Origin of the sequence: Persicimonas caeni (assembly GCF_006517175.1) — a bacterium.
Classification (GTDB): domain Bacteria; phylum Myxococcota_A; class Bradymonadia; order Bradymonadales; family Bradymonadaceae; genus Persicimonas; species Persicimonas caeni.
In genome coordinates this window covers 4,316,308-4,341,711 of the sequence record NZ_CP041186.1, presented here as the reverse complement: position 1 = coordinate 4,341,711, position 25,404 = coordinate 4,316,308, and the positions used below count along the sequence as shown (strand labels likewise).

The window sequence follows — 25,404 nt, the reverse complement described above, 5'->3', positions numbered from 1 at the left end:
GGCTTCGTTGGAGGAATGAGCTTCCCATTCGTCGCAGCGCATCGTCGAGGGAAGGCCGACGACGAGATCGTTGCGCTGTGCCGCCGAAACCGATCGGCATTTGCGAAATCGTGTACTAGCTGCTCAAATCTACGAGCACCACTTGTCCGCTGTCATAGACTTCGTTTACTGGTGTAGTAGCCCCAATTGGAACATAAGAGAACTTAGCGTTTTCAAATCCGCCTATCTCCAACTGATTGCCGGAATGGCCATCTCCACGTGTAAGTTGAACCTCTGCCTTGCCCTCAATTCTCACCTCAACCCAATCATTAAGGGAAATTTCGACGAAATCGTTAGCTCGTCGTAGTCCAGTGCATTTTAGCATGTTGTCATAGGGCCGCCCAAACCAACCATCGGGGAGGATAACTCCAAAAACAGCGCCCTCTCTTAGCAGGCTCGACCGCAGCCGAGCGTAATTTTGATCATCCATTTGACCTCCTGTCGACATTCTTAGAAAAGCCAGTTCACGTCCACATTCAAGATTAGTACTTGATTCCCCCCCCCGTGAAGGATGGGAAGGCCGGAATCAGATATTTGAGGCGCTGCAGCACCTTCAAAAATCTTAGTACCGGCAGGTACTCGGATACGTGCTACATCTGTCACTGTATTACCCCATTCCGGAAGCAACGCTAAATCTAGCTGTGATTGTAGGGGGCCTTGTGGCTTAACACGCGTCCAGTACGCTCCGATTTCCCCTGCCTTTCCTCCGTACACACGGTAGAACACTGTGGGTTCTGCTAGAATCTTCTCGGTATAAGTATGGCTGCGGAAAGTCGCTGCTTTAGAACTAGGCCCGGCTCCGAGAGGACCCGGCTTTGAATGAGGGCCGTATTTCTTTCCCTTGTTTAGGACACTCGGTCCTAGCCTTCCGTAACTAAAATAGGCCCAGGAAGGAAAGATCAGGCCTCCAATGCCGGCAGCAGCACCTGAAAGAGTTCCGCCTGTCTGTTGCGCCTCGTTATCGTACTCATAGGCATCTCTTGGCGCTGTTTGGCCATCAGACTTTCTCAAAAGGGGCGGGTTTACGACATCGTATGCGCGGTTGATGAATTGTTTCGCGGCACCTTCAGCCACTTGATCTTGGTATTGACTCCGTCTCTTTCCTCTCTTCACGTCCGTCGCGCACATCTCAAAGAGTCCGCACGTCCAGATCATTGCCGTGCCGTAGAACGCCTCTTTGATTCCCGCACGCCCTACACTGTCACCAACGAATGCGGAATGAGCGGAACTTGCCTTACCAGTTGCTTGGTCTTTATCAGGACTTGAAGCATCGTTCTTCCTCGGAGGTTGCAGCGGCTTCGTTGTTTCTCCTTTCGCAGTCCCGAACGCATCAGCAACTCTACTTTGGGCTATCAGTAATGTATCCTCCTCCTTTGTATTCGGCCGGGTCTGGGATGCCGTGCTTGAATCAGAAAAGTCGACCATCGTCACGTCATCGGATTTTGGTGCATCTCCAGAAGCAGTGCCATTCGGGTCGATTAGGCGCAGCGGGTTGCCGCGAACGTAAACGTACAGGTTCGGACCATCGACCATCCCCAACGGATCGGTCGCCGTCCAACGCGCCATCCACGGCGCATAATACCTTGCCGAGTGGTAGTGAAGCCCGCTCTCCTCATCCTTCTCCTTGCCGGTAAACCGGTAACGCTTGTACTCGAAGCTGCCAAAGGCGGTCTCGCCGTAGGGGCGGTACTCCTCGCGGTTGACGAAGAGTTTGCCGCTCGAGTCGGGCACCTGCCGAAGCACCACGTTGCTCGACTGCAGGTGGTCGCCCAGGTGGTAGCGGGTTTTCGCGCGGTCGGCGCCGTCGAGTTCGGGGCCGGCGCGGTGGGTGGCGACGCGCTTGGCGTCGTCCATCAGGTGGAGCGTCTGGTTTTCGGTGGTCACAGAGTCGTTCTCGATGACCTGCTGGTGCTCGAAGACGCCGCCGATATAGACCGTGCGGGTGGTCTTCGCGCCGCGGCACACCACTTTCTGGACGCGCTCGCCGCCTGCGTCGTAGCTGTAGTGGGCAAAGATCGTCGGCGCGCTGCCGGTGACCTGGTTTCGAAAGGCGCGCATCCTTCCTGCGAAGTCCCACTCGAAGTGGCGCTCGGTGTTTTCTTGGACCAGGTTTCCGACGCTGTCGTAGGTGTAGGTGTAGGCGTTTGCGCCCGAGGTCATGCCGGTCATGCGGTTCGAGCCGGTCTCGGTGGTGTAGTCGCGCGTCCACTGGGAGCCTGCGCCGTATTGATGAGTGAGCAGGCTCAGCCCGCCGACGTCGTCGTAGGCGTAGGTTTCGGTGTAGGCGCGCGTGATCTGCGGCGAGTCGTTGTAGCCCGCGTTGGACTTGGCGGTCAGTTGATCCTGCCAGGGGTCAGTCTTGAGGACGTCGCTCTCGCGGCCCGTCGCTTCGATGAGGCGGTAGAGGGCGTCGTACTCGAAACCTCGCACCATCGTGTCGGTGCCGGCGATGCCGATCTCAGCGACCCGCTCATCGGTCGCCAGGATGTTGCCGACGGCGTCGTAGCTGTAGACGATGTCCTGGTATTTTTTGCCAGTGCTCGGCAGCAAGTAGCCGCTCTCGGGCGTCGAGGTCGCAGCGTACTTCTCGCTTCGCAGGCGTTTGAGGCGAAAGACGTTGGGGTCGTAGGCGTAGCGGGTCATCACGCCGTTTCCGAAGGCCGCCAGGATGCGCTGGCCCTTGGCGTTGTAGGCGATGTAGTCGACCGACGGAGTTTCGGTGCCCGACATCTGGACTGACTGCAGGGCGCCGGCGCGGTTGAATTGGGGCGTGATCGTCTTGCCGTAGCCGTAAGTGTCGGCGTCTTCCTGGTCGGCCGGCAAGGTCATCTGCACTGGGCGGTTGAGCGCATCGAAGATGGACTTCGACTTGTAGGCGGTGCGATAGGGGCTGTTGTCAATATCGACGAGCTCGCCCTTTCGGGTGGCGAGGTCGCCGGTCCAGTCGACTCGAAACGTATCGACGACGTAGCCGTTGGCGCTCGAGGCGTCGTCGACGGCGCCGATCATCAGCCCCGGGTCGATGACCTCTCGGGTGTTCTCGAGCGCGTTTCCCTTGAAGTCGTATGCCTCGAGCGTGACCACGCCCGCTTCGTCGTAGTGCTGGTAGGGCTTTCCGAGGTGGTTGGTCGCCGTCGGGTTGGCCATCTCGTGGCCGAAGATGGTGCGGCCGCCCAGGCGCACGGTCTCCGAAGCCGAATCGCGGCCCCACTGGTGGGTGGTGCGAAGCATCTCGTCGGCGGCAGTGAGCGTCAGCGCGCCGCGCTCGTCGCGTGCTTCGATGGGCGTGCCCACGGCGTCGAAGACTGCTGTGGACGTGCCCGCGTCGATGCTCTCGTTTCTGAGTTTGCGGTCGGCGAGGTCGTAGAATTGCGTGGCGGCCGTGCGTCCTTTGGGGTCGACGACGGTGAGGACGTTGCCGCGGATGTCGTAGGTCGTCTGGGTGACGAGCTGCTCGCCGCCCTCGAGGCGCTCGACCGTCTCGATCGTGCGCCCCAGCGCGTCGACCAGCGCCGAGGTGGGCGTATCCCAGTGCGCCTCGGCGCCGCCGACGATCGCGGTCCTGTTGCCGTCGTCGTCGACCTCGTAGTCGTAGTCGTTGGCGTCCCACGAGTAGGTCTTCCAGGGCGTCGGCTCGAAGGAGGTCGGGTCGGCCACATCGGGCACGTCGCCGAAGACCACCAGCGTCTTGGCCCCGTCGGGGCGGATCGTTTGGACCTGGCGGCCGCGCGCATCGAAGCGCACCTTCACTGACTTTCCGGCCTGGGCCTGGGTGACGTTGCCGAAGGCAAAGCCCGACGAGAAGAACGGCTCCCACTTTTGGACGACTTTGCCTTTGTTGTTGTAGCGCTGCCAGCCCGACACGCGCACCCGGTTCGGGTCGCTCGTGGGGATGGCATTTTGGACGCCGCCGCCGTGCTCGGGCGGCAATCCAGCGCTGTCGACACCGGCTTCGCCGGCGCGCTCGTAGTCGAGCTCTTCTGCCTGGGCGCGGGTTTGCACCACGCGTCCGAAGCCGTCGGAGTACTCGATCGACTCGATCGTCTCGTCGCCGGTCACCCAGGATACCGATGGATTGACGTGGTACTCGCGCACGATGGTCTTGACTGAGACCGGCCTGGCGGGCTCTGTTTCGGTCGCGGGCGTAAACGTCAGATCGTAGACAAACTTCTTGCCGGGCACGTCGAGCGTATCGCCGACGGTTTCGGTCGACTTGCCCATTACCGCCGTCTTCTCGACGAGCCCCAGCGGCGAGTAGGCGACCTTGGTGCGGTTGCCGTTGGTGTCGGTGACCTCGACGGGCTTGAAGAGCCGGTAGTCGTAGGTCGCCGAGGTTGTCAGCGTGGTGTTGGTGGTCGAGATGGTCGCGTCGACCTGGGTCGGCAGCAGGTCGTAGCCATCGTAGGTGACGCTGGTGGTGTGGCCGACCGGGTTTTTCATCTCGACCGGCAGGCCTTTGGCGCCGGCGCCTGCCTGAAAGTCGTACTTCTTGCCGCCCGAGGGCGCGTAATAGCGCCCGGTCGTGCTGTCGTAGCGGTACCCTGCGCGGCCGTCCATCGCGTCGATGCGATTCTTGAACTCGGCGGGATACTCGGAGGGCCAGGTCGGCGAGTCGGCGTCGAGGTAGGCCGGAGATCCGCCTTCGCCGGCCGGATAGGCTTCGGCGAGGATGGCGTCGGTCATCACCAGCGACTCGGAGCGTACGGGCATGCCGTAGGCGCCGATCTCACCTTTGGCCAGGCCCTCGAAGGCCGGGCCGTCGTAGTAGGTGATCGCGTGGGCCTGGATCTCTTTCGTAGCCGAGCCGTCGTCGACTGACTGCTTGAGGCCGATGAGCGTGCTTTGGCCACTGTCGACAATCTCGAACGCTTCTGATTCTTCGGTGCGGTCGACCATGTACTGGCCGCCGTCGACGTCGCGGTAGATGAAGCTGGTGGTGCCGTGGGTCGATAGAAACGGCTCGGATGAGACGACATCGGGGCGGGTGAAGCCTCGGGGGCACGCGATCGAGGTCGTCTTTCGGAGCTGGCCGTACTGGTCGTAATCCTCCGACCACTCGAAGGAGGTCGCCGGGTCGTCGCCGCGGTCCCAGTTGGTGGTGCGCGAGGCGACCGAGTAGGCAAAGAAGATGCCGTGGTCCTCGCCCGAAAGCGCCTCCGCGCTCAGGTCGCGAAATGAGTGGATCGACTCGCTGACCGTGAACGGCTTGTCCTGCCGTGACGATCCGTCGAGCGCGTACGACTCACTTCGAAGCTTGCGACCGCGCAGGGCGCGCAGGACCTCGCGGCGCTTCTCGACCGCAAGCCCATCGAGCTTCTCCTGGAGGGTCTGGCCCGGGTCATTGATGGGATCGTCGCTGTCACCCCGATAGGCCCAGTCGCCAAGGAGTTGGTTTGGGTGATTGGCCGTGTCCGCATGCTGCCACCACTCGCCGCTAAAATCGGGCAGCACCCAGTCGCCGGAGGCATCCCACACCCCGCCGAGCATAAACCAGTGGCGGCTCTCGAGCGGCGGCGAGAATTCTTCCTGATCGACCGACGCAAACGACTCGCCGCGCACTGGGCTTGGGGGAACGCAAAGCGCCCCGAACCAATCTGATGATCAGCTCGGGGCGCTTTGCGTTTTGAGATCCTGTACTGGGAAACCTGCCTCACAGGCGTATGAGGCCTCCCTTGTCACGGTGCTTGGCACTGTTGGGTTACGTTCACGAGCCGAGGTGAGCGAAAAAGAGCAGGATCATCCGTCCTTGTCTAGAATCTTCCGCGCCTCATCAGAAGGCAGTGGCGGGCGAAACTCCTGTACACTTACTGTAAGGTCCAGATCCTCACTCCTACTCTCAACGTGGAAGTGATTCACCTCAGCCATCCCATCACGATAGTATTTCAAGAAGAAATTTAACCACTTAGTGACATGTCGCCGACCTATTTGATGACTCGCTCGGGGCGTTGCTGAACTCGCTCGCACCTGGCACCGGAAAGCCCGGCTGAGCTCCCTGACGCGTGGTAGAAGCCAATGCGTGAAATCGAGAAGGTCTATCGGCTCGCGCCTTGGTAGCGCAAAGACATGCACCTCTCTGCGGCTCCAGCGCCCTCATTGACCGCCCGATTAGGGAGTTGCTTCCTTGAAATCATTGTTTACTTCGGTCGTGAGCGAGGCGATTAGTTCGCGAAATGCTTCGATTGGCGCTCTATCTGACGGCATATAGTAAACACAATCTTCCATTTCCTCTGGATATCCGAAATCTGCATAAATTTCTGCGAGTTGCTCGAGCATCTCCCTTTCTGAGAGCTCCGCCTCCCGTACTGCGAGTAGTGAACTCAGGAGCCAGGCGTCTCGGGACACAGACGATCTGGACGAACTTTTCTCTGCGCCGGGCGCCAACATGCTCAGGGTTTGACGGACCAATTTGTCTTCGCTGGCCTCAGCACCGGCCAAATCAATAACGGCGTCCCGCTCTTCGCTCGGATGCCTGCACAGAAAATCAGTTGCAAAGTCGACTACGTCCTTTGCTCCAATGAAGCCCAGGTCCCACCCTACTTTGAGACTGTTCCAATTCCACCATTCGTGACTATCCAAGATTTCTACTGCTCGTTGACGGATCCTAGTGTTCATTTTTCACTCCTTGGCCGTTGGTTAGGTAGGCCGGTCACCTTACCGTTCTTGATGAATCTTCTGTGTGTCACTTCGCCATTGTCGACAATCCATTCGAACACGCCAGTTCTCCCGTTCAACGAGCCTTCAATTTGATAGAGTTTGCTCTCGCCGATAATTTGCCCGCCGAGGCCTCGAGTGGGAATGGTAAAATCTGCGGCATCTCCTGCAAAATTGTCGATAATGTCCGGCCATCCATGTTCTCGTGCAGTGGGACCGAATTCGCGGACGATTTGACGTGGTAACCCGTTCGGATCTGGATTGTCGGTTACTTTTAGCTTCGGGGTATCAACCTTGTTCCCGCTTCCTACTCTGGGTTTTCCGAGAATCGGGTTGTTTTTAAGGCTTCTGGTATTCCGCACGCTGGCCGCCTTTCTGATCATCTTCGCAGACCCGAACGCGCCAAGACCCATCGCCGTCACCTGGAGAGCACCGAGCCCACCTGTAACAGCTGCATCTTCGTAGTTGCCATTTTCCGCGGCTACAGTCGCGGCAGCGAATGATTCACCGACGCTTTCCGCGTCCGACGGCGCCCCAGCCCCGCCAATTAGATAGCTACCACCAACTACGCCGGTCGTGTAAAAGAACGCACCTGTACCACTTCCGACATACATCGCGAGTTCATCGCTTTCTGAGCCGGACAGCCCAACAGCCGTTGCTGCGGACTTTGTAGCTGATTCGGAAACCTGCTTGGTCTTATCCCCCATTGCCCTCGATTTCTCTTCTACGCCTTGAGTCGAAGCATTGCTCAGTACCAAAGCTCCACGGACTGCTGCCTTAACCCCAGCGATGAAAATGTCCAATGTGCTTGGATCCTCACTATTCGGATTGGTTCCGCCAGGGTCTTTGAGTCGAATGGGATTCCCACTCACATACCGGAATAAATGCGGCCCATCCACCATCCCCAACGGATCGGTCGTCGTCCACCTCGCCATCCATGGCGCATAGTACCGCGCCGAGTGGTAGTGAAGCCCGCTCTCCTCGTCCTTCTCCTTGCCGGTAAACCGGTAGCGCTTGTACTCGAAGCTGCCAAAGGCGGTCTCGCCGTACGGGCGGTACTCCTCGCGGTTGACGAAGAGCTCGCCGTTCGCATCGGGCTCTTGCCTGAGCACCACGTTGCTCGACTGCAGGTGGTCGCCCAGGTGATAGCGGGTCTTCGCACGGTCGGCGCCGTCGAGCTCCGGGCCGGCGCGGTAGGTGGCGACGCGTTTGGCGTCGTCCATCAGGTGCAGCGTCTGGTTTTCGGTGGACACCGAGCCGTTCTCGATGACCTGCTGGTGCTCGAAGACCCCGCCGATGTAGACCGTGCGGGTGGTCTTCGTGCCGCGGCACACCACTTTTTGGACGCGCTCGCCGCCAGCGTCGTAGCCATAGTGGGCGAAGACCGTGGGCGCGCTGCCGGTGATCTGGTTTCGAAAGGCGCGCATCCTTCCTGCGAAATCCCACTCGAAGTGGCGCTCGGTGTTTTCTTGGACCAGGTTACCGACGTTGTCGTAGGTGTAGGTGTAAGCGTTTGCGCCCGCGGTCATGCCGGTCATGCGGTTCGAGCCGGTCTCGGTGGTGTAGTTGCGCGTCCACTGCGAGCCTGCGCCGTATTGGTGGGTGAGCAGGCTCAGCCCGCCGACGTTGTCGTAGGCGTAGGTCTCGGTGTAGGCGCGGGTGTTCTGGGGCGAGTCGGTGTAGCCGGCTTGTGATTTGGCGGTGAGCTGGTCTTGCCAGGGGTCGGTCTTGAGGACGTCGCTCTCGCGGCCCGTTGCTTCGATGAGGCGGTAGAGGGCGTCGTATTCGAAACTTCGCACCATCGTGTTCGCTCCGCCCACGCCGACGTCGGTGACCCGCTCGTCGGTCGACAGGATGTTTCCGACGGCGTCGTAGCTGTAGACGATGTCCTGGTATTTTTTGCCAGTGCTCGGCAGCTCGTAGCCGGTCTCGGGCGTCGAGTCCGGGTGGAACTTCTCGCTGCGCAGCCGCTTGAGGCGAAAGACGTTGGGGTCGTAGGCGTAGCGGGTCATCACGCCGTTTCCGAAGGCCGCCAGGATGCGCTGGCCTTTGGCGTTGTAGGCGATGTAGTCGACCGACGGGGTTTGGGTGCCCGACATCTGGACGGACTGCAGGGCGCCTGCGCGGTTGAATTGGGGCGTGATCGTCTTGCCGTAGCCGAACTCGTCGGGGTCGGTGGCATCGTTGTCGTCGTCGTCGGCCGGCAGCGTCATCTGCACGGGGCGGTTGAGCGCGTCGAAGACCGACTTGCTCTTGTACGACGTCCGATACGAGCTCGAGCCGATCAGTTCGCCCTGGCGATCCTCGAGCGTCTCGCCGGGCGCCGGCGTCCAGTCCACGCGAAATGTATCGATGACGTAGCCGTTGGCGCTCGAGGCGTCGTCGACGGCGCCGATCATCAGGCCTGGGTCGATCACCTCGCGGGTGTTCTCGAGCGCGTTTCCCTTGAAGTCGTACGCCTCGAGCGTGACCACGCCCGCTTCGTCGTAGTGCTGGTAGGGCCTTCCGAGGTGGTTGGTCGCCGTCGGGTCGCCCGCCTTCTCGTGCCCAAAGATGGTGCGGCCGACCAGGCGCACCGACTCGCTCGAGGAGTCGCGCCCCCACTGGTGAGTGGGGCGAAGCATCTTGTCGACGGCGACAAGCGTCAGCGCGCCGCGCTCGTCGCGTGCTTCGATGGGCGTGCCGACGGCGTCGAAGACTGCGATGGACGTGCCCGCATCGATGCTCTCACATCGGAGTTTGCGGTCGGCGAGGTCGTAGAATTGCGTGGCGGCCGTGCGTCCTTTGGGGTCGACGACGGTGAGGACGTTGCCGCGGATGTCGTAGGTCGTCTGGGTGACGAGCTGCTCGCCGGTCTCGAGGCGCTCGACCGTCTCGATCGTGCGCCCCAAAGCGTCGACTACGGCCGATGTGGGGGTATCCCAGTGCTCGTCGGCGCCGCCTACGATGGCCGTCTTGTTTCCAGCAGAATCGACCTCGTAGTCGTAGTCGTTGGCGTCCCACGCGTAGGTCTTCCAAGGCGTCGGATCGAAGAAGGTCGGGTCGGCCACATCGGGCACCTCGCCGAAGACCACCAGCGTCTTGGCCCCGTCGGGGCGGATCGTTTGGACCTGACGGCCGCGCGCATCGAAGCGCACCTTGACCGACTTTCCGGCTTGGGCCTGGGTGACGTTTCCAAAGGCAAAGCCCGACGAGAAGAAGGGCTCCCACTTTTGGACGACTTTGCCCTTGTTGTTGTAGCGCTGCCAGCCCGACACGCGCACCCGGTCCGGGTCGCTCGTGGGAATGGCATTGGCGATGCCGCCGCCGTGCTCGGGCGGCAATCCAGCGCTGTCGACACCGGCTTCGCCGGCGCGCTCGTAGTCGAGCGCTTCTGCCTGGGCGCGGGTTTGCACCACGCGCCCGAAGCCGTCGGAGTACTCGATCGACTCGATCGTCTCGTCGCCGGACACCCAGGATACCGATTGATTGACGTGGTACTCACGCACGATCGTTTTGACCGCGACAGGCTTGGCGGGCGTCGTGCCTGATTCGGGCGTAAATGTCAGGTCGTAGACGAAGCGTTTGCCTGGAACCAGGAGCGTATCGCCGATGGTTTCGGTCGACTTGCCCATCACGGCGGTCTTCTCGACCAGACCCAGCGGCGAGTAGGCGACCTTGGTGCGGTTGCTGTTGGTGTCGGTGACCTCGAGGGGCTTGAAGAGCCGGTAGTCGTAGGACGCCGAAGTCGTCAGCGTGGTGTTGGTGGTCGAGATGGTCGCGTCGACCTGGGTGGGCAGCAGGGCGTAGCCATCGTAGGTGACGCTGGTGGTGTGGCCGACCGGGTTTTTCATCTGCACGGCCAGGCCGCGAGTGCCCGTGCCTGCCTGGAAGTCGTACTTCTTGCCGCCAGAGGGCGCGTAATAACGCCCGGTCGTGCTGTCGTAGCGGTAGCCTGCGCGGCCGTCCATCGCGTCGATGCGATTTTTGAACGCGGCGGGATACTCGGAGGGCCAAGAGAAGCTCTGGTCATCCGGATCTGCGGCAAGGTAGGCCGGCAGACCACCCTCGGTCGCAGGATAGGCTTCGGCGAGGATCGTGTCGGTCATCACCAGCGACTCGGAACGCACGGGCATGCCAAAGGCGCCGATCTGCCCCTTGGCCAGGCCATCGAAGGCCGGGCCGTCGTAGTAGGTGATCGAGTGGGCCTGGATCTCTTTCGTAGCCGAGCCGTCGTCGACCGACTGCTTGAGGCCGATGAGCGTGCTTTGGCCACTGTCGACGATCTCGAACGCCTCGCTCTCGGACGTGCGATCGACCATATATTGGCCGTCGTCGACGTCGCGGTAGATGAAGCTGGTGGTGCCGTGGGTCGATAGAAACGGCTCGGACGAGACGACATCCGGGCGGGTGAAGCCTCGGGGGCACGCGATCGAGGTCGTCTTTCGGGGCTGGCCGTAGGCGTCGTAGTCCTCCGACCACTCGAAGGAGGTCGCCGGGTCGTCGCCGCGGTCCCAGTTGGTGGTGCGCGAGGCGACCGAGTAGGCGAAGAAGATGCCGTGGTCCTCGCCCGAAAGCGCCTTGGCGCTCAGGTCACGAAACGAGTGGATCGATTCGCTGACCGTGAACGGTTTTTCTTGCAGGGGCGGGCCGTCGAGCGCGTACGATTCGCTTCGAAGCTTGCGGCCGCGAAGCGCGCGCAGCGCCTCTCGGCGCTTGTCGACCGCGAGCTCATCGAGCTTCTCCTGGAGCGTCTGGCCCGGGAGCTGCGGGTCGTCGCTATCACCCCGATAGGCCCAGTCGCCAAGGAGCTGATTCGGGTGATTGGCCGTGTCTGCATGCTGCCACCACTCGCCCGAAAAGTCGGGCACTTTCCAGTCGCCGGAGGCATCCCACACCCCGCCGAGCATAAACCAGTGGCGGCTCTCGAGCGGCGGCGAGAACTCTTCCTGATCGACCGAAGCGAACGACTCGCCGGGGGCGAGGCCCTCCGAGCCATAGTCGACAAAACTCTCCGAGTCGCGCTGGTTGACCCGCGCGAACCCTCGAAACTCGCGCTCCTCGCCATCCCAGTAGCCGTGGTGGTACTCGTACTCGGTGGTGAGCTTGCCTTTGGAGACCTGGTCGATGACCTCCACTCTGGAGACGGTCTGCACGGGAAACGGCAAGGGCGTCTTCCAGCGCGTCACCGGATCTTGGTCGTCGGCGAGGTAATACTCGGTCGACGGACGGTAGGCCACACGTGTGACCGCGCCCATGTGGTTGTCCATCTCGTTGAGGAGATAGGGTTTTTGGCCGCCGGTGAGATCCAGAAAGTACATATTGGCGCCGCCGGGCTGAGTGGCGTCGCGGCTCCACAGGATGCCGGGGCTGCCGGTGCCCTTGAGGTCGATGAGGCGCACGGCGTCCTCGTTGGTCATCCGTGGGGTGCCGCAGATCTCGATCGGCTCGGCAAAGCCGTTTCCAGACTGGTTCATCCACAGGGTCACCGACCCGTCGTCGATGAAGATGAGGTCGGCCAAGCCGTCACCGTCGACGTCGCCCAGGAGCACGTGCTCGGGGCGGTAGCCGTACGGAAAGCGCGGTGCGTTTTGCATGTGCACCTTCTTCCCGAAGCGGCCGTAGCCGAGGTTTGGCCAGTAGTCGATGTGCCCGGAGTGAATGAGCACGATGTCCTGGAGCCCGTCGCCGGTCATGTCGGCGGTGCGCACGCGCGGGTCGGAGAAGCGAATGTCACGCAAATCTCCAAGTTTTGATCTCGACTTCCAGTCGGTCTCCTTCCAAGCCTGGTCGGGATCGCGATCATTGAAGAAATACTCGAAGCCGGTACCCGTGCGAAGCACGTCGGTCAGCCCATCGCCGGTCAGGTCCATGAGTTTGACCTCCGGGTCGGCAAAGCCCACCGACGGCGCTTCGTCGTACGGAACAAACCCGTCCTCGTCCCAGCTCCCCTCGAAGGTCAGCGGAAAGTAGCCCTTCAGGTTGGGCTTCGAGACCATCAGGTCAGCGCGCCCGTTGCCCTCGGCGTCGATGAACTGGACCTGCGGGTCAGCTAGAGACAAACCCATCGGGCTAGACTTCATGGGCCGCGGCCAATCGAAAGTGCCGTCGCCGCGGTTGCGCCAGTAGCGGATGAATTGGCCGTTCATCTCGACCAGATCCGGCAGGCCGTTTCCGAACAGGTCGACCGTCTCGAGGCTGGGGTTTGCGAGCGAGACTTTCGGCAACTGCTCGCCCTCGATGGCCTCGAAGGTGCGGCCGGTGGGGTCGAAGTCGTTGTAGCTGAACTCGAGCGGCGGAAGCTCCTGGGTGTCGGGGCCGGCCTTGCCCTCGACGACGACCCGCTCGAGGATCGACAGCCGGTTGGTCAGCGTGTTCGGGTCGGCGTACTCGAGCCGGTAGCTTCGGATGAGGGCGTCGCTGCCGGTGTAGTGATTCGAGCGCACGTCGATGCGCTTGCAGCGCCTGGTGGTGCGGACCTCGAAGCCCTGCCGGTAGGTCGAAAACGGGTCGATGGCGTCGCCGGCCGCGTCGATCCGATCCTCCCAGACAAACTCCACCTCGACGAGAAACCCGCTGCCGCTCGGCGAGCCATCGTCGTAGTCGACGTACTCGATCTTGTGCGGATAGAGCGCCGAGTAGTGATGAGGGCCGTCCTCGACGGTGTCCTTGATGTAGCTGTAGCGAATCTCGTTGCCGAACGGGTCGACGGTCTTGGAGAGTCGCCACGAGAAGATCTTCGAAGAGTCGCCGGGGTCGGTGAGCGCCGCCGGATCGTCAGAAGCGACGTTCGGTGAGCCGTAGTAGCTGATATTGCCACCCTTGGTGCGCACCTCCCACCAATCGCCGCCGCCGGTCGGCCGGTGCCTTTCAATGCGCGCGAACAATCCTTCGGTGCGCGGGCGATACGTCTCCTTGACGATCTGCCCGCTCGTCCCATCGAGCTCCTCGCCGACCTTGACCAGATCTTCGGCGCCCGACAGCACAAAGGTGTCCTCGCCCTCATATTGCGGAACGCCCTTGGAGGTCTTTCGCGACACCCCCGGCACGCTCAACCCCCAACCCAGCCCGAACGGGCCGTTCCCGCTGCCCGAGCTGTAGACGAGTTTGAGGTCGGGCTGGAAGCCATTGCGGCCCGACGGCACAGAGATGGGCACCGAGAAATTGCCGGTGCCGGTGAATAGATCCGGCGAGAACGACTCGCCGATGCCCTCGAGGGCGCCACCGCCCTGGGGCAAAGAGATGATGTCTTTTGACGTGCCTGACTTGTTGCTCATGCCTAAATCCTTTTGCAGTTAAGTGCGCGGGCGGCCCGCAGGAGGGGAGCGCCCGCATATTTGCAAGACAAGATATAGGTTAAATTGCATTTAACTTAAAATCAAACACGAAACTCAATCCAATATAAGCCTTGAAATCGAATTCATGCTAACATATAAACATAAATGTGCTGGAGGCGCGGCTGTCGAGAGCGACACCCTCGCAGGCGGTGACCTTCGGCCCCCACATTTTTGTTCATTTGTTAACCGGTCGCGACCCGAGCCCCCCGTGATGGCCGCAAGAGAACGGCCTGGGGCCGTCGCGCCCACTTTAGTGAGAAGGAAAAGACGCTATGGCTATGTTTGATGCAGACATTCGAGTTTCCAGCCTCGATGGAGACGGCCCGATCCCAGGCCTACAGGTAGCAATTTGGGATGACGACGCGACTGAACCGGTCCCCTTCCTAGTAGAGGTGACCGACGAGCACGGGCTCGTTCACTTTGACTTTACAGATCAACAATATATTAACTTCTTCGATGGTGCCGAGCCCCTCCACTTTTTCATCTTTCCCGGTGACCTGGATCTGGCCGATCACTACCAAGACACCGGCGGCAACCTCGACCCCATTGCCGTGCACGCCGCAAGCTGGGATCCGACGGTCGAGCCTTCGTACGCACGCAACGTGCAGATCGGCGAGCTGTCGCCGGCAGCGGCTCCCAAGGAGGTGTACTTCGACGAGCCGGTGTCGGTGACGCTTCCGGCCGAGCCGGCACCGCAGGAGTATGGTGCGTCGCTAAATCTGCAGCGCACCAACGGTGTAGAACTGGAGGGAGTGCTGGTAGAGTTGGTCGATGCCGAAGGCAGCGGCAAGGGTCCGCTGCTCGCCCACAAGACCGACGGCTTCGGCCAGATCAGCTTCGCGTTCGATGAAAAGGACCTGGTGAGCTACTACGGCCGGATGGTCCAACGGTTTTACTTTCGCGCCTACGACAGCGACCGGCTGATCTTCGATTCGCGCACCGATCTGCCGCCCGAGACGGTCTACGGGCTGTCCAGCGACGGCATCTGGCAGATCGACAGTTACGGGTCCATCTCTGGGACAGTCGAGTCGACGGCACAATTTGCCGACGTGCGAGTGCTGGACGCCGACACGGAGGCTCCCAAGAAGCAGCTGTTGGTCGAGATGTTCCCGATCGGCGCCGATCCGACCAACGCCGAGCCGGTCGACGTCAAGGCAGTCGACGAGTTCGGCCGCGCGTCGTTTCGAGTCGCAGAGTTCTCACCTGCGACGCCCTCCCAGGGTTATTTCTTCAATTTGATCGAAGACGGCGTGGCGCCGGTGGATGCGCGTCCAATCGACGCGGTGACCAATCCGGCCTCACCGGACGTCGCAGGGCCGGGCTACTGGGTACCCAATCAGCCAGGCTGGGACGTCCAGACCTTCGACTACCGACTGTCTGACGGCCGGCGCATCAAAGTCGAGGGCCAGCTCACCGACTCGACCACTGGCGAGCCGCTCAGCGGCACTACGGTGGAGTTCTACGGGTGTGAGCAGGACGCCGCGCCCGCGCTCACGACGACGACCAATACCGAGGGACGCTACCAATTCGCCCCGCGCGAGATCGCCGAGCGCGTCAACCGTCAGGCACGCAATTTCTCGAAGCTCGTGTTCAAGGCGCCCGACGGCACCACTCTAATGGTCGCGGGAGCTGGCGGCGGAGACCCGTTGCCAGGGGTGCACTTCCAACTATCGGGCCTCGAGCACGTGTTCGACCTGGAGACTGACGGCACCGCCGTCAGCGGCCTCAAGTCGACCACCTGGTCGACGCGTGGGCGGTTGACGGATTCCGGCGGCGAGCCGTTGGCCAACTACAAGGTGCTCGCCTACGAGGTCGTGGGCGCAGGTTCGGAGACGCTTCGGATGACGTCGCCGACCAACGAGAACGGCTATTTTCCGCTCGAATGGAGTGAGCCGTATAATACGACGAACCTGCGAGACATGCGCTTCCAGATTCAGTCTCTCGACGGGCTGGTGGATGTGAGCACGGCCCAACTGCAGGTCGACCTGAATGCTGCGGAATTTTCGATCTCGGTCGATCCGCCCGTGGTGCTCGGCGGAGACTACCAGACAGGCTATTTCGAGACCGCCAAAAAGACCCCATACGAAGCTGTGGCCGACGCGGTCGTCGATGAGAACGACGATCACATCACGCCTGCGGTGACCTATCGCAAGGCGGCGGTCCAAGATCGGCTCTTTACCCTCGCCGAGTTGGGATTGGCCGGCGAGTGGGGGACCGGTTGGAACGCCGAGATCGCACAGCCGGCCGAGCTTCCGCAGAAGTGTCGCTGCGACTCGTGCACCTCGTCGTCGAGTCTGCTCTCTTATCTGTTGGAGCTCGTCGAATTCAGCGCGAAGCGCACTGAGATCAATGGAGGGGCGGTCGACATCCTCACGCTTTCGGACGCCCTCGAACAGCCGATTGCAGACTTTGCCGTCGAGTGCGGCATCTCCGAGCGTGACGTGTCGCAGCCGCGAATCGCAGTCGAGGTTTTGCGACGTCAGATTGAAGCAAAGCACTCGAGTGACGGCTCGCTCGCGTCGCGTGAGACAATCCGCGACAACGAATCCGTGGCACGATATCGTCGGGCAGCGTACGAGGCGCTGCTCCAGGCGATCGGGACCTCCTACGAGGAGTTGAGCACGTTGCCGTCGGCTGGGTCGTCGCGGCCGGACGCCGCCAAGACTCGCCAAGCTGTGGCAAATCGCCTCGGTATCTCCGAGGCTTCGCTCGACGGGTTGATTCTCGATCCGGACACGCTCACCGAAGTGGACCTGCAAACGCACTTCGGGTTGCGGGCCACGGAGACCGACGCCGACCTGTCGGGCGTGACCCCGCCGGACTTTCCCGATCCGCTCGACGAACCCTCCAGCCCCTGTACCTTGCTCGTCGCCCAGCGCACCGCGCTCGAGGATAAGTGGGAGCTCATCGATCGCCCGGCCGATGCCGACGCGTTGCATCCGCCGATTATCGACCCGGACCTGATCGGCGCCGGAGAGATTGTGCCGACCAGCACGCGGAGCCAAGCGGCAACGCTGCTGATTGATCGAGCGAACGATGTCAAATTGTGGCTCGGCGAGATCGACAGCGCGATGGCTGCCGTGACCACCGATGCCGCCAAACTCGACGCGGCGCTCGCTGCGACAGGCAGCATCGGCTTCGGCGAGGCTGCGACCTGGCAGGACAGCGACGATTCGGCCACCGCATCGATGGCTGAGCTAGCCGCTGCCCGCGCAGCCGGGACCAAGTACGAGGACGACCTTTCCGCTCACTATATGAGTCCGGCTGACCTCGACTACCTTACCGCAGTGCGCGACGACATCGACGCCGGCACCCCCGTAAAGCCACAGAGATGGAAGAACGTCAGCTCCATCTTGGTGGGGGCCCGTAAGCGGAGCAATTTCGCGACGTGGCGCGCCGAGGAAGCGACCCACGAAATCGTGTTGGCGCCGAGCACCTTCAATCTGCTGCCCATCGAAGACTATATCTCTCCGGTGGCTTCGCTTTCGGAGGACCTCTCGTATCGAGTCGACCTCGAGCGTCGACAAGAGTGGGAAGACACCCTCGAGCGGCGAACCCGCATCTGGAATCAACTCGAAGATGAGCTTTCGCAGGCCGTCGTCGACGCCGAGAGTGCGACCATGCCGATGCTGCGCGACGCGCTCATCGACGTCTTCGCCGATGGACAAGGCGAAACCCTTGAAGAGCGCGCGCACTGGGCCGGTGAAGAGCTGCTGGTCGACATGCAGTCGGATGGAGCCAGCCGGACGACGCGCGTCGCCCAGGCCATCGAGTCGCTGCAGATGATGCTCTACGAGGCGCGCGTAGGCACGTTGAGTTCGAGCATGATTAACGTGACGCTCGACCCATTCGAGTTCGACGAGGCGTGGAGCTGGTTGGGCTCGTATGAGTCGTGGCGCAGCGTCGTCGGCGTGCTGACCTACCCCGAGAATTACCTCGATCTGATCCCGCGTCAGACGAGTACCCCGGCGTTCGAGCAACTACGCGAAAACCTGCTCATGGCACCGTCGGTCACCGCCGAGCAGGCTTGCAAGGCCGCTGAAGAGTACGCCGAAGCCGTCGCCCCGCTGACCCGCTATGGCGGCCTGCGCATCCAGGCCACCTGCGAGGCCAACGTTCGGGTCAAGAAGCCGAGTCCGTGCGGCACCAGCGAGTACGACCAACGTCGTCTTCTGTTCATGTTCGGGCAGTACTCCGGCGGTACGCCGCAATACTCGACGATCGACCTCGACTCGGGCGAGCAGACGCCTTGGAAGGCGGTGCTTGCAGACAAGAACGATAAAGTGCGCGTGTTTGGCGCGGCTGAAGTGCGAGGCAGCGTGTTCTTGTACTACTGCAAACCAAAAGACGACGGCGCCTTCGAATTTTTCGCCACAGAATTTGCGGCGCAAGACGACAACCGAGACTGGACCGAAAGTCTCGATCTGGGAAAGGCGCCCGTTAGTGGAAATATCAGCGTCAAATTCGCCACCCTTCGGGATGGAGAGCTGCCGCTAGTCGTCGTTCAGCGAAGAAGGGATCGAAGACGGTCATCTGCATCGACGAGTGACCGGCGACGAAGAGGAAGTCAACAGGACTTTGACTATTGGATTAACTCCCTAGCTCGAGGCAGCGCGTGGACTCATGACGAGTGGATGGGGGGACGCATACACGCCGGTCTTGCAAGAGTGCTCGACGAGCCCAGGCTCTCTGAAGAGCGTATCGCTCACAAGCCGTTCGATACAGACGACTATTTCCGCATTGTCGACGTTTATGCGGAGAGTAGTGGACTTCAAGGCGCCGTTGACTTGTATCTCGAATGTGGCGGTCATTTCTTCGAGGCCCCCGCTTTCTATGACCCCACCGAGGGAAGACAGAGCGATCTAAACGCAAAGCCGTTGAGGGGACTCAAGGGCCGCTTCATTGCCGAGATTGGAGATACCTCTGGGAATAAGACCGTACTATTCGAGCGGGATGGTCAACTCCGTGAGATGACTTTTAGAGGCTCGGAGTATGCGCAAGCTTCGCAACGAGTGAGTTTCTTGAAGCACCCGGTCTCGCATTTGGATGGTGCTGCGCCACATTGGGGGGGGCCGATCGATGGCTCCGCCGACCAAAGTGTGATTCGCGCGTTTCGCGGCGAACTCGAGGGTAGGCCGGCTTCGTTTATCCAGACACTCGATGTTTCATGGACCTATACCGCAGACGGGCTGTTGGGTTCGCTGCAACAGGGCGAAACTACCATTCCGGTGCCGCTTCGAACAAAAGCAATGGGTCCGCTTTCCCGACGGCTGAGTGACGAGAAAAAGGCGTTACGTCGACGCCACCTCGCAGACCAATTCCGCCTGCACCAGCAGTGGGGTACGAACGCCACGCGCGAGTACCTGAAGGAGTACTACTTCTTCGTGCCTCTCCTGCTCGCCCAGCAACTGCGCGAGGCCGGCGAGTACAAAGCTGCGGCCGACTGGCTCCGAACCGTCTACGATTACGCGACGGACGCCGACAAGCGCCGCATCTTCCCCGGTCTGCACGAGTCGTTGGCAGTCGACTTCGACTGGGATCGCGACGAGTGGATGCGCGACCCGCTCGACCCGCATGCGCTGGCCCAGCTTCGCCCGAAGACTTACGCCCGTGCGGTGTTCATCGAGGCGGCGAGTCTTCTGACCGAGTGGGCCGACCAGGAGTTCTCCAAGGACACGGCCGAATCCGTGCCCCTGGCGCGTGAGCTCTACGAGAAAGCGCTGCAAGTCCTCGAAGAGCCGGAGGTCGCCAACGCCACACCAACGGGTTGTGACCTCGGCCAGGCCGGCGAGAGGATCGTCGCCAAACTCGCCGACAAACACTTGGGCGATGCAGACGTAGAATTGCCTGCGCTCGCACAATCGGGCGTGATTCAGATGCTTCGACTGCTGAGCCGAATCGACGTTCCAAGCGCGCGTGATTCTGCGGTGGGTAATATCGAGTCCGCCATCGATACCTCGACCTCGCTGGCCGACGGTTTGGTCGCAGGGATCCAAAGGGCTAAGCTCGAAGTAGAGGAACTCGCCGAGCCTGACAGCTTGGCGCAGACGTTGGCCGACGAGAGTACGTACCGCAATGCCGTGCGCCAGCAACTCGAAGGCTCCTACAATCACCGGCGCGCATTGATGGCGGGTCAGGCGCGGGTGACGCAGCGTTTCGAGCAAGCCATCGCCAACATCACCGGCTCATTGCTCGACGATGTACAGAACAACCCTGCGAGTGTTTCGGCGAGCTTTCTTGCAGACCCCAATGAGCCGACGCCACAGGGAGAGGTGTACAACCCTGCCTTTGCCACGGACGAGTATGCTGCGACTACTTCGGAGCGTGAGCAGGAACTCCACGGGCCCTACGGTGGGGTCATCAATGCATACGTGCCGATGCCCCGCTACAGCATGTGCACGTCGCCCAATCCGATGTTTGAATTGGTGCGCTTTCAGGCCCGAAACAACCTTCGGAAGATTCACGCCGGTCGCACGATCAGCGGCCTGAAGCGCCCCAAGCCCCTGTACGAGCAAGGGCTTCGCTTCGAGAACGAGCCCCTGCTCGTGAGCGAGGCGGGCATGACGGCAGGCCAAGATGCGCCCCCGTCGCAGTACCGCTTCAAGGTGCTGTTGCAACAGGCGAAGAACTTGGTTGCATCGGCCAGTCAGATTGAAGGGGCGTATTTGTCGGCGCTTCAGAGTCGCGACGCAGAGCGCTTCAGGCTGATGGAGGCCGAGAACACTCTGCAACTGAGCGAGGCGTCGCAGGAGGTCGACAAGCTGCAAGTTTCAGCGGCACAAAATGGTCTGAAGGTCTCCAAGCTTCAACGTGGTCGCGCCTCGCTGCGACTTGACCACTACCGAGATCTACTGGCATCGGGCTTGATTGCGGCCGAAGAGAAGGCCCGCGCAGCGCTCGAAAGTGCCGCGCAGCTCCATGAGGCGGCGCTCGCAGCACAAGCGATCAACGTCGCCGATGCTATGGCGGTGGCGGCGCTTGGAGCTGCTACTGGTGGTGCTTCACTCTTGGTTGGGGCCCTCTCTGTTGGCGTCGAGTTGCAGCGAGGGGCACCAGGGCTGCTTGCATCCCGTGCCCAACAGAAGTCTGCGGCGGCTTCGTTCCATCAGACTCGTGCGAGCCATGCTCGTCGAAAGCAAGAGTGGCACTTTCAGGAGAGCCTCGCGTGCAAAGACGCCGAGATCGCCGAGGCGCAAATCGAAGGCAGCCGCATTCAACTTGATATCGCGTCGCAGCAGCGTCGGCTCGGCGAGTTGCGTACCGAGCATGCCGACGAGACGTTCCAGTTCTTGCAGAACAAGTTCACCTCCCAGGAACTCTATGCCTGGATGGTGCGCATTCTGCGCAAGACCTACCGCGGGCTTCTGCAACAGGCTGCCGACGTGGCGCGCATGGCGTGGCGTCAGCTCGTCTTCGAGCGCCAAGAGCCGATCTCGAACCCGTTCGCGAGCGACTACTGGCGTGATCCCAACCCGGGGGGCGTTGGCTTCAACGTGTCGAGCGATGATGCCTCCTATAGCCGCCAGGGCCTGACCGGCTCGGCGCGCCTGCTGGCTGATATCGCCACGCTCGAGGACAAAGCACGCGAGACCAACGAGCGTCGTCTGCAGCTCTCCAAGACGTTCTCGCTTGCCGAGCACGCTCCCGATGAGCTGTTGCGCCTTCGCAGCGATGGCCAGGCATCCTTGCACACCGCACTCGAACTGTTCGACCGGGACTTCCCGGGGCACTACCAGCGCCTCATCGAACGCGTGTCGGTGCGCGTGGTTGCCCTGACGCCAGTCGTTGACGGCATCAGCGCGTCGCTGTTCTCTAGCGGCAGCTCGCGTGCCACGGTGAGCGGCCCGGGCTATCAGCCCGTCGACATCCTTCGCGAGCCGCAGTCCATCTCGTTTACGAGCCCGAGTGGCTCGGCAGGCATGTTCGAGCTTGAGCCGCAATCCGAGCTTCTCCGGCCGTTCGAAGGACTGGGAGTCGAAACGACCTTCGACTTGCTGCTCCCCAAAGCAGCGAACTCGTGGGACTTCAACTCCTTGATGGACGTGCTCATCACTGTCGACTACTCGGCCAAGGAGAGCGTGGAGAAATACTCGAAGACGACCAGCCAACTTCCGCGTGAGGTCTCCGAGCAGCGAAGCTTCAGCCTGCGAAACGAGTTTCCCGACGAGTGGTACAAGCTCATCAACGAGCGCGTCGAAAACGCCCTGTCCGAGATTGTCTTCGACATTCAAGACGGTGACTTCCGCCCCGGCCGGCACAACATCTCTGTCGAGGACTTCCGTCTCTACCTAGTGACAGAGAGCGATGCTCCGGACATCGACGTTTCCTTTTCGTTTGCGGATGATTCTGCAACTACCGAGACCGCAGTCGACGGCATGGTCAGCACTCGCCGTAGCGGAGCTTGGGCGACCTCCAGTGTCCTCAGTGGAGGAACATCCCCCGCTGGCACGTGGACTTTTGAGTTCCCGCTGTCGACGAATGAGCTGCTCACCATCATCGACAACAAACAACTCTCCGACGTCGTGCTGGTGATCGAGTACGACGCCGACCTTCCCTCCTGGCCCATCCAATAACACCACACCGAGCGTGCGAAGGCACTGACCTTCGCACCTCATCGCCCACCAACTAGACCGCGCGCAGCTCTCGATACCGAGGCTGCGCGCGGCCTCTTTTAGGCGGGTGGGCTGACAACGGGCCGACGCTCGACACGTGGGCGCGTCTTCGACGACAGACCCTGGCCAGGCGTTGCGACGTGTAGGCATATGGAGGATGGCCTTCTCGGGCGAAGAGGGTTGCCGGGAGGTCGCCACATCGACCACGTGTCGAGGCCTCCCACGGCGCCCCGGGCCCTCCCCTCGCGAGGCTCGGGTCGGACCCGTCTACAGATGCCTCAGCAAACCACGCTTCGGCGTCGCTTCGCCTGCGGCTGCGCTCATCAACAACGTCGCATGACCGCATAGAATGCGCTTCGTCGGGGAATGTACTTCCCATACGTCACTGGGAAGATCGTCCTCGGAAGGCTTACTTTCCGTACTCACGCCCGCTCGAACTACCGTCTCACTTCTTACCCAGTCAAGAGGTCACCCGGCCGCATCTTCGGTCACGTCTTCGCTAGCAGCGCTCCCCTCCCCATACTTGGGCTCCTACTTCCACGAGCTCGCTATAGATTGTGGGCGAGACCATTGGAGTCAATTGCTTCCCTCGACCCTCACCGAGATTAGCAGGCCAGATCCGATCGCCCCGATTACAAGCAGGAGCGGCAATAATATGGCCTTCGCTGCCAAATATCCCTCTTGTTGATCCGGTGTTGGACCCAAAATGACATCGAGAGTCCCTCCCTTGTACACGGGCCCAACATCGTTGACTGACGCCCGCATAGCAATAGAGTCTAAGAATGTGAACGGCCCATGCCGAAGGACCACGGGTCCGCATTCTATTTCGCTAGATCTTGGCGAACAACTCACAACAAAGTGATCAGACGGATTCGGCGGAGTGCTGTCCGAATCAAACCTTAAGGCAAACTGAAATCGACTTCCCCCAAAAAACACAACAACTTCGGGCAAACCATAACGATTCCTTCGCCGGTCTAGGCGTTTAGGCTCATCTATGAGTTCAACTCCTCGAATCACGAAGTAAAGCGATTTAGTCGTCGAAGACCCTATATACACGCCCTCGCTACGCTCAGCCTCGCTGTGCGAGTCGTTTAGTGGAATCTCTAATAAGGGAATTTGATGCTTGTTCGTCCACCGCAAGAACGACAAGCAAGCTAACATAGTGATAACCAAACCAAAGCAGAGACGGTAGCCTACCACTTTTTTGGGGTGACTCACTGCTCATCCTTATAACATTGAATTATCAACAGAACTCGCTTCTGTCAGCACCTAGCTGCGTGACCGCAAGAGTCTAAGAGCTGGTTTCAAAACCGCGTAGCGCGAGAATGTTCATTCGAGATGAAGCGTTTTTCTTCTGACTCAATCGGATCATAGGATCCGTTCATGCTAAGGAGGCGCCCATGTCGAAACTTTTGCCGGATGAGCTGTGGGAAGTAATCGAACAGTATCTTCCTCAACATCAGCCCGACCCCCGAGGAGGCCGTCCGCGGGCGTCGGATTACGACGCGATGCGCGGCATCTTGTTTGTGCTCAAATCGGGCATCCAGTGGCAGATGCTGCCAACGGAGGCCTTTGGCGTCAGCGGGTCGACCTGCTGGCGGCGGTTGCACGAGTGGCACGAAGCCGAAGTTTGGGACCAGGTGCAGGCCTTGTTGCACCGCAGTCTCGATTATGCGGACGCCATCGACTGGGAGCGGGCGCTGATCGACTCGGACAGCATTCCCGCCAAAAAAGGGGGCCTGACACCGGCCCAAACCCGGTTGACCGCGGAAAACCCGGCACCAAGCGCCACGTGCTGACTGACGCCACTGGCATTGTGCTCGTCGTGTTGCTGTCGGCCGCCAACGTCCATGATTCCTTGATGCTCGGCCCTGTACTCGACGCCTGGCAAGGCGTGCAGCACGGCGATGATGAGCCGACAAAGGGCTTCGAGAAGCTTCACGCGGATAAGGCCTACGACACGCGCAATGTAACCGACCGGCAGACCTCGTTCTTGAGCACCTGAGCCCCTCCCCAGCATAATCTGTGCGTCACTCACGCTAAAGGAGTCACGCATGGCATCCCCGAAGAGACGCGGCCGCCCATTCTGGTCGTCCCTCGTTCAGAAGTACGAGCAGTCCAGCGACATCACCCAGAAGGAATTCGCCCAGAAGTACGGTGTACGCACCGACACCTTCCGAAGCTGGCTGTACCGGCTGCGCCGCGAAGAAGCATCCACAGCCGGCCCATCCGCACCTCGATTTATCGAAGTCGACACCAGCCAGGTCGACCCATCGCCCCAGCAGGTCACGCTCGAGCTCGGAGAGTTGCGTTTGCATTTGACCGCGCTGCCCGACCCGGGATGGCTGGCTGAGCTCGCTGCACTCAAGGAGGCGAGCTCATGCTGACCTTACCCAGAGGAGTGCGCATCTATCTCGCCCGCGAGCCGGTCGACATGCGCAAGGGCATCGACGGTCTGAGCGCTTTGGTTCGCCAGTTCGGCGAAGACGTCTTTTCCGGCCACCTTTTCGTGTTCATCTCCAAGCGAGGCGACAGACTCAAGATTCTGACCTGGGACACCGGCGGCTTCGTCGTCTTCTACAAGCGTCTGGAGAAGGGCACCTTCAAGCGACCCAAAATCGCTGCGGCCGACGCGACCCTTCGACTCGACGCAGCCCAGCTCACACTTCTTTTGGAGGGCATCGACTTTAGCCGACTTCGACGCCCGAAATTGTGGCAGCCGCCGGAAACCAGAAATGCGAGCTAAGGGATCGACATCCGATCACTTCTGTGATCTAACCTGCTCT

General features: G+C 61.0%; 9 protein-coding genes. 5 read left to right on the top strand and 4 right to left on the bottom strand.

What is annotated here, in order from left to right:
• Positions 1–115 precede the first annotated feature (115 nt).
• The 4 genes from FIV42_RS15945 to FIV42_RS15930 all read right to left on the bottom strand — a co-directional run bounded on the left by FIV42_RS15945 (position 116) and on the right by FIV42_RS15930 (position 13,946).
• Complete coding sequence (locus FIV42_RS15945) at positions 116–469, bottom strand: hypothetical protein (protein ID WP_141198649.1); 354 nt, start codon at positions 467–469, stop codon at positions 116–118.
• A gap of 20 nt (positions 470–489) precedes the next feature.
• On the bottom strand, positions 490–5,598 hold the full coding sequence (locus tag FIV42_RS15940) for an RHS repeat-associated core domain-containing protein (protein ID WP_141198648.1): 5,109 nt from the start codon (positions 5,596–5,598) through the stop codon (positions 490–492).
• 546 nt (positions 5,599–6,144) lie between these two features.
• Positions 6,145–6,651, bottom strand: coding sequence for a DUF2247 family protein (locus FIV42_RS15935; protein WP_141198647.1), 507 nt, complete (start codon positions 6,649–6,651; stop codon positions 6,145–6,147).
• Positions 6,648–13,946, bottom strand: a complete 7,299-nt coding sequence (locus tag FIV42_RS15930; RefSeq protein WP_141198646.1) for a SpvB/TcaC N-terminal domain-containing protein — start codon at positions 13,944–13,946, stop codon at positions 6,648–6,650. Before FIV42_RS15930 ends, FIV42_RS15935 begins: the two co-directional genes overlap by 4 nt.
• Before the next feature lie 452 nt (positions 13,947–14,398).
• On the opposite strand from FIV42_RS15930, the gene FIV42_RS15925 reads away from it, so the two are divergent.
• The 5 genes from FIV42_RS15925 to tnpB all read left to right on the top strand — a co-directional run bounded on the left by FIV42_RS15925 (position 14,399) and on the right by tnpB (position 25,364).
• Positions 14,399–22,579, top strand: a complete 8,181-nt coding sequence (locus FIV42_RS15925; RefSeq protein ID WP_141198645.1) for a Tc toxin subunit A-related protein — start codon at positions 14,399–14,401, stop codon at positions 22,577–22,579.
• A 1,439-nt stretch (positions 22,580–24,018) separates the two neighbouring features.
• Complete coding sequence (locus tag FIV42_RS15920; RefSeq protein WP_141198644.1) at positions 24,019–24,417, top strand: transposase; 399 nt, start codon at positions 24,019–24,021, stop codon at positions 24,415–24,417.
• Positions 24,411–24,623 (top strand): hypothetical protein, encoded by a 213-nt coding sequence (locus FIV42_RS30180; protein WP_168210694.1) that lies wholly within the window; start codon positions 24,411–24,413, stop codon positions 24,621–24,623. Before FIV42_RS15920 ends, FIV42_RS30180 begins: the two co-directional genes overlap by 7 nt.
• 49 nt (positions 24,624–24,672) lie before the next feature.
• Entirely contained in the window at positions 24,673–25,005 is a 333-nt protein-coding gene (tnpA, locus tag FIV42_RS15910) for an IS66 family insertion sequence element accessory protein TnpA (protein WP_141196692.1), read from the top strand.
• Complete coding sequence (gene tnpB, locus FIV42_RS15905) at positions 24,999–25,364, top strand: IS66 family insertion sequence element accessory protein TnpB (RefSeq protein WP_141196693.1); 366 nt, start codon at positions 24,999–25,001, stop codon at positions 25,362–25,364. Before tnpA ends, tnpB begins: the two co-directional genes overlap by 7 nt.
• Positions 25,365–25,404: the final 40 nt, after the last annotated feature.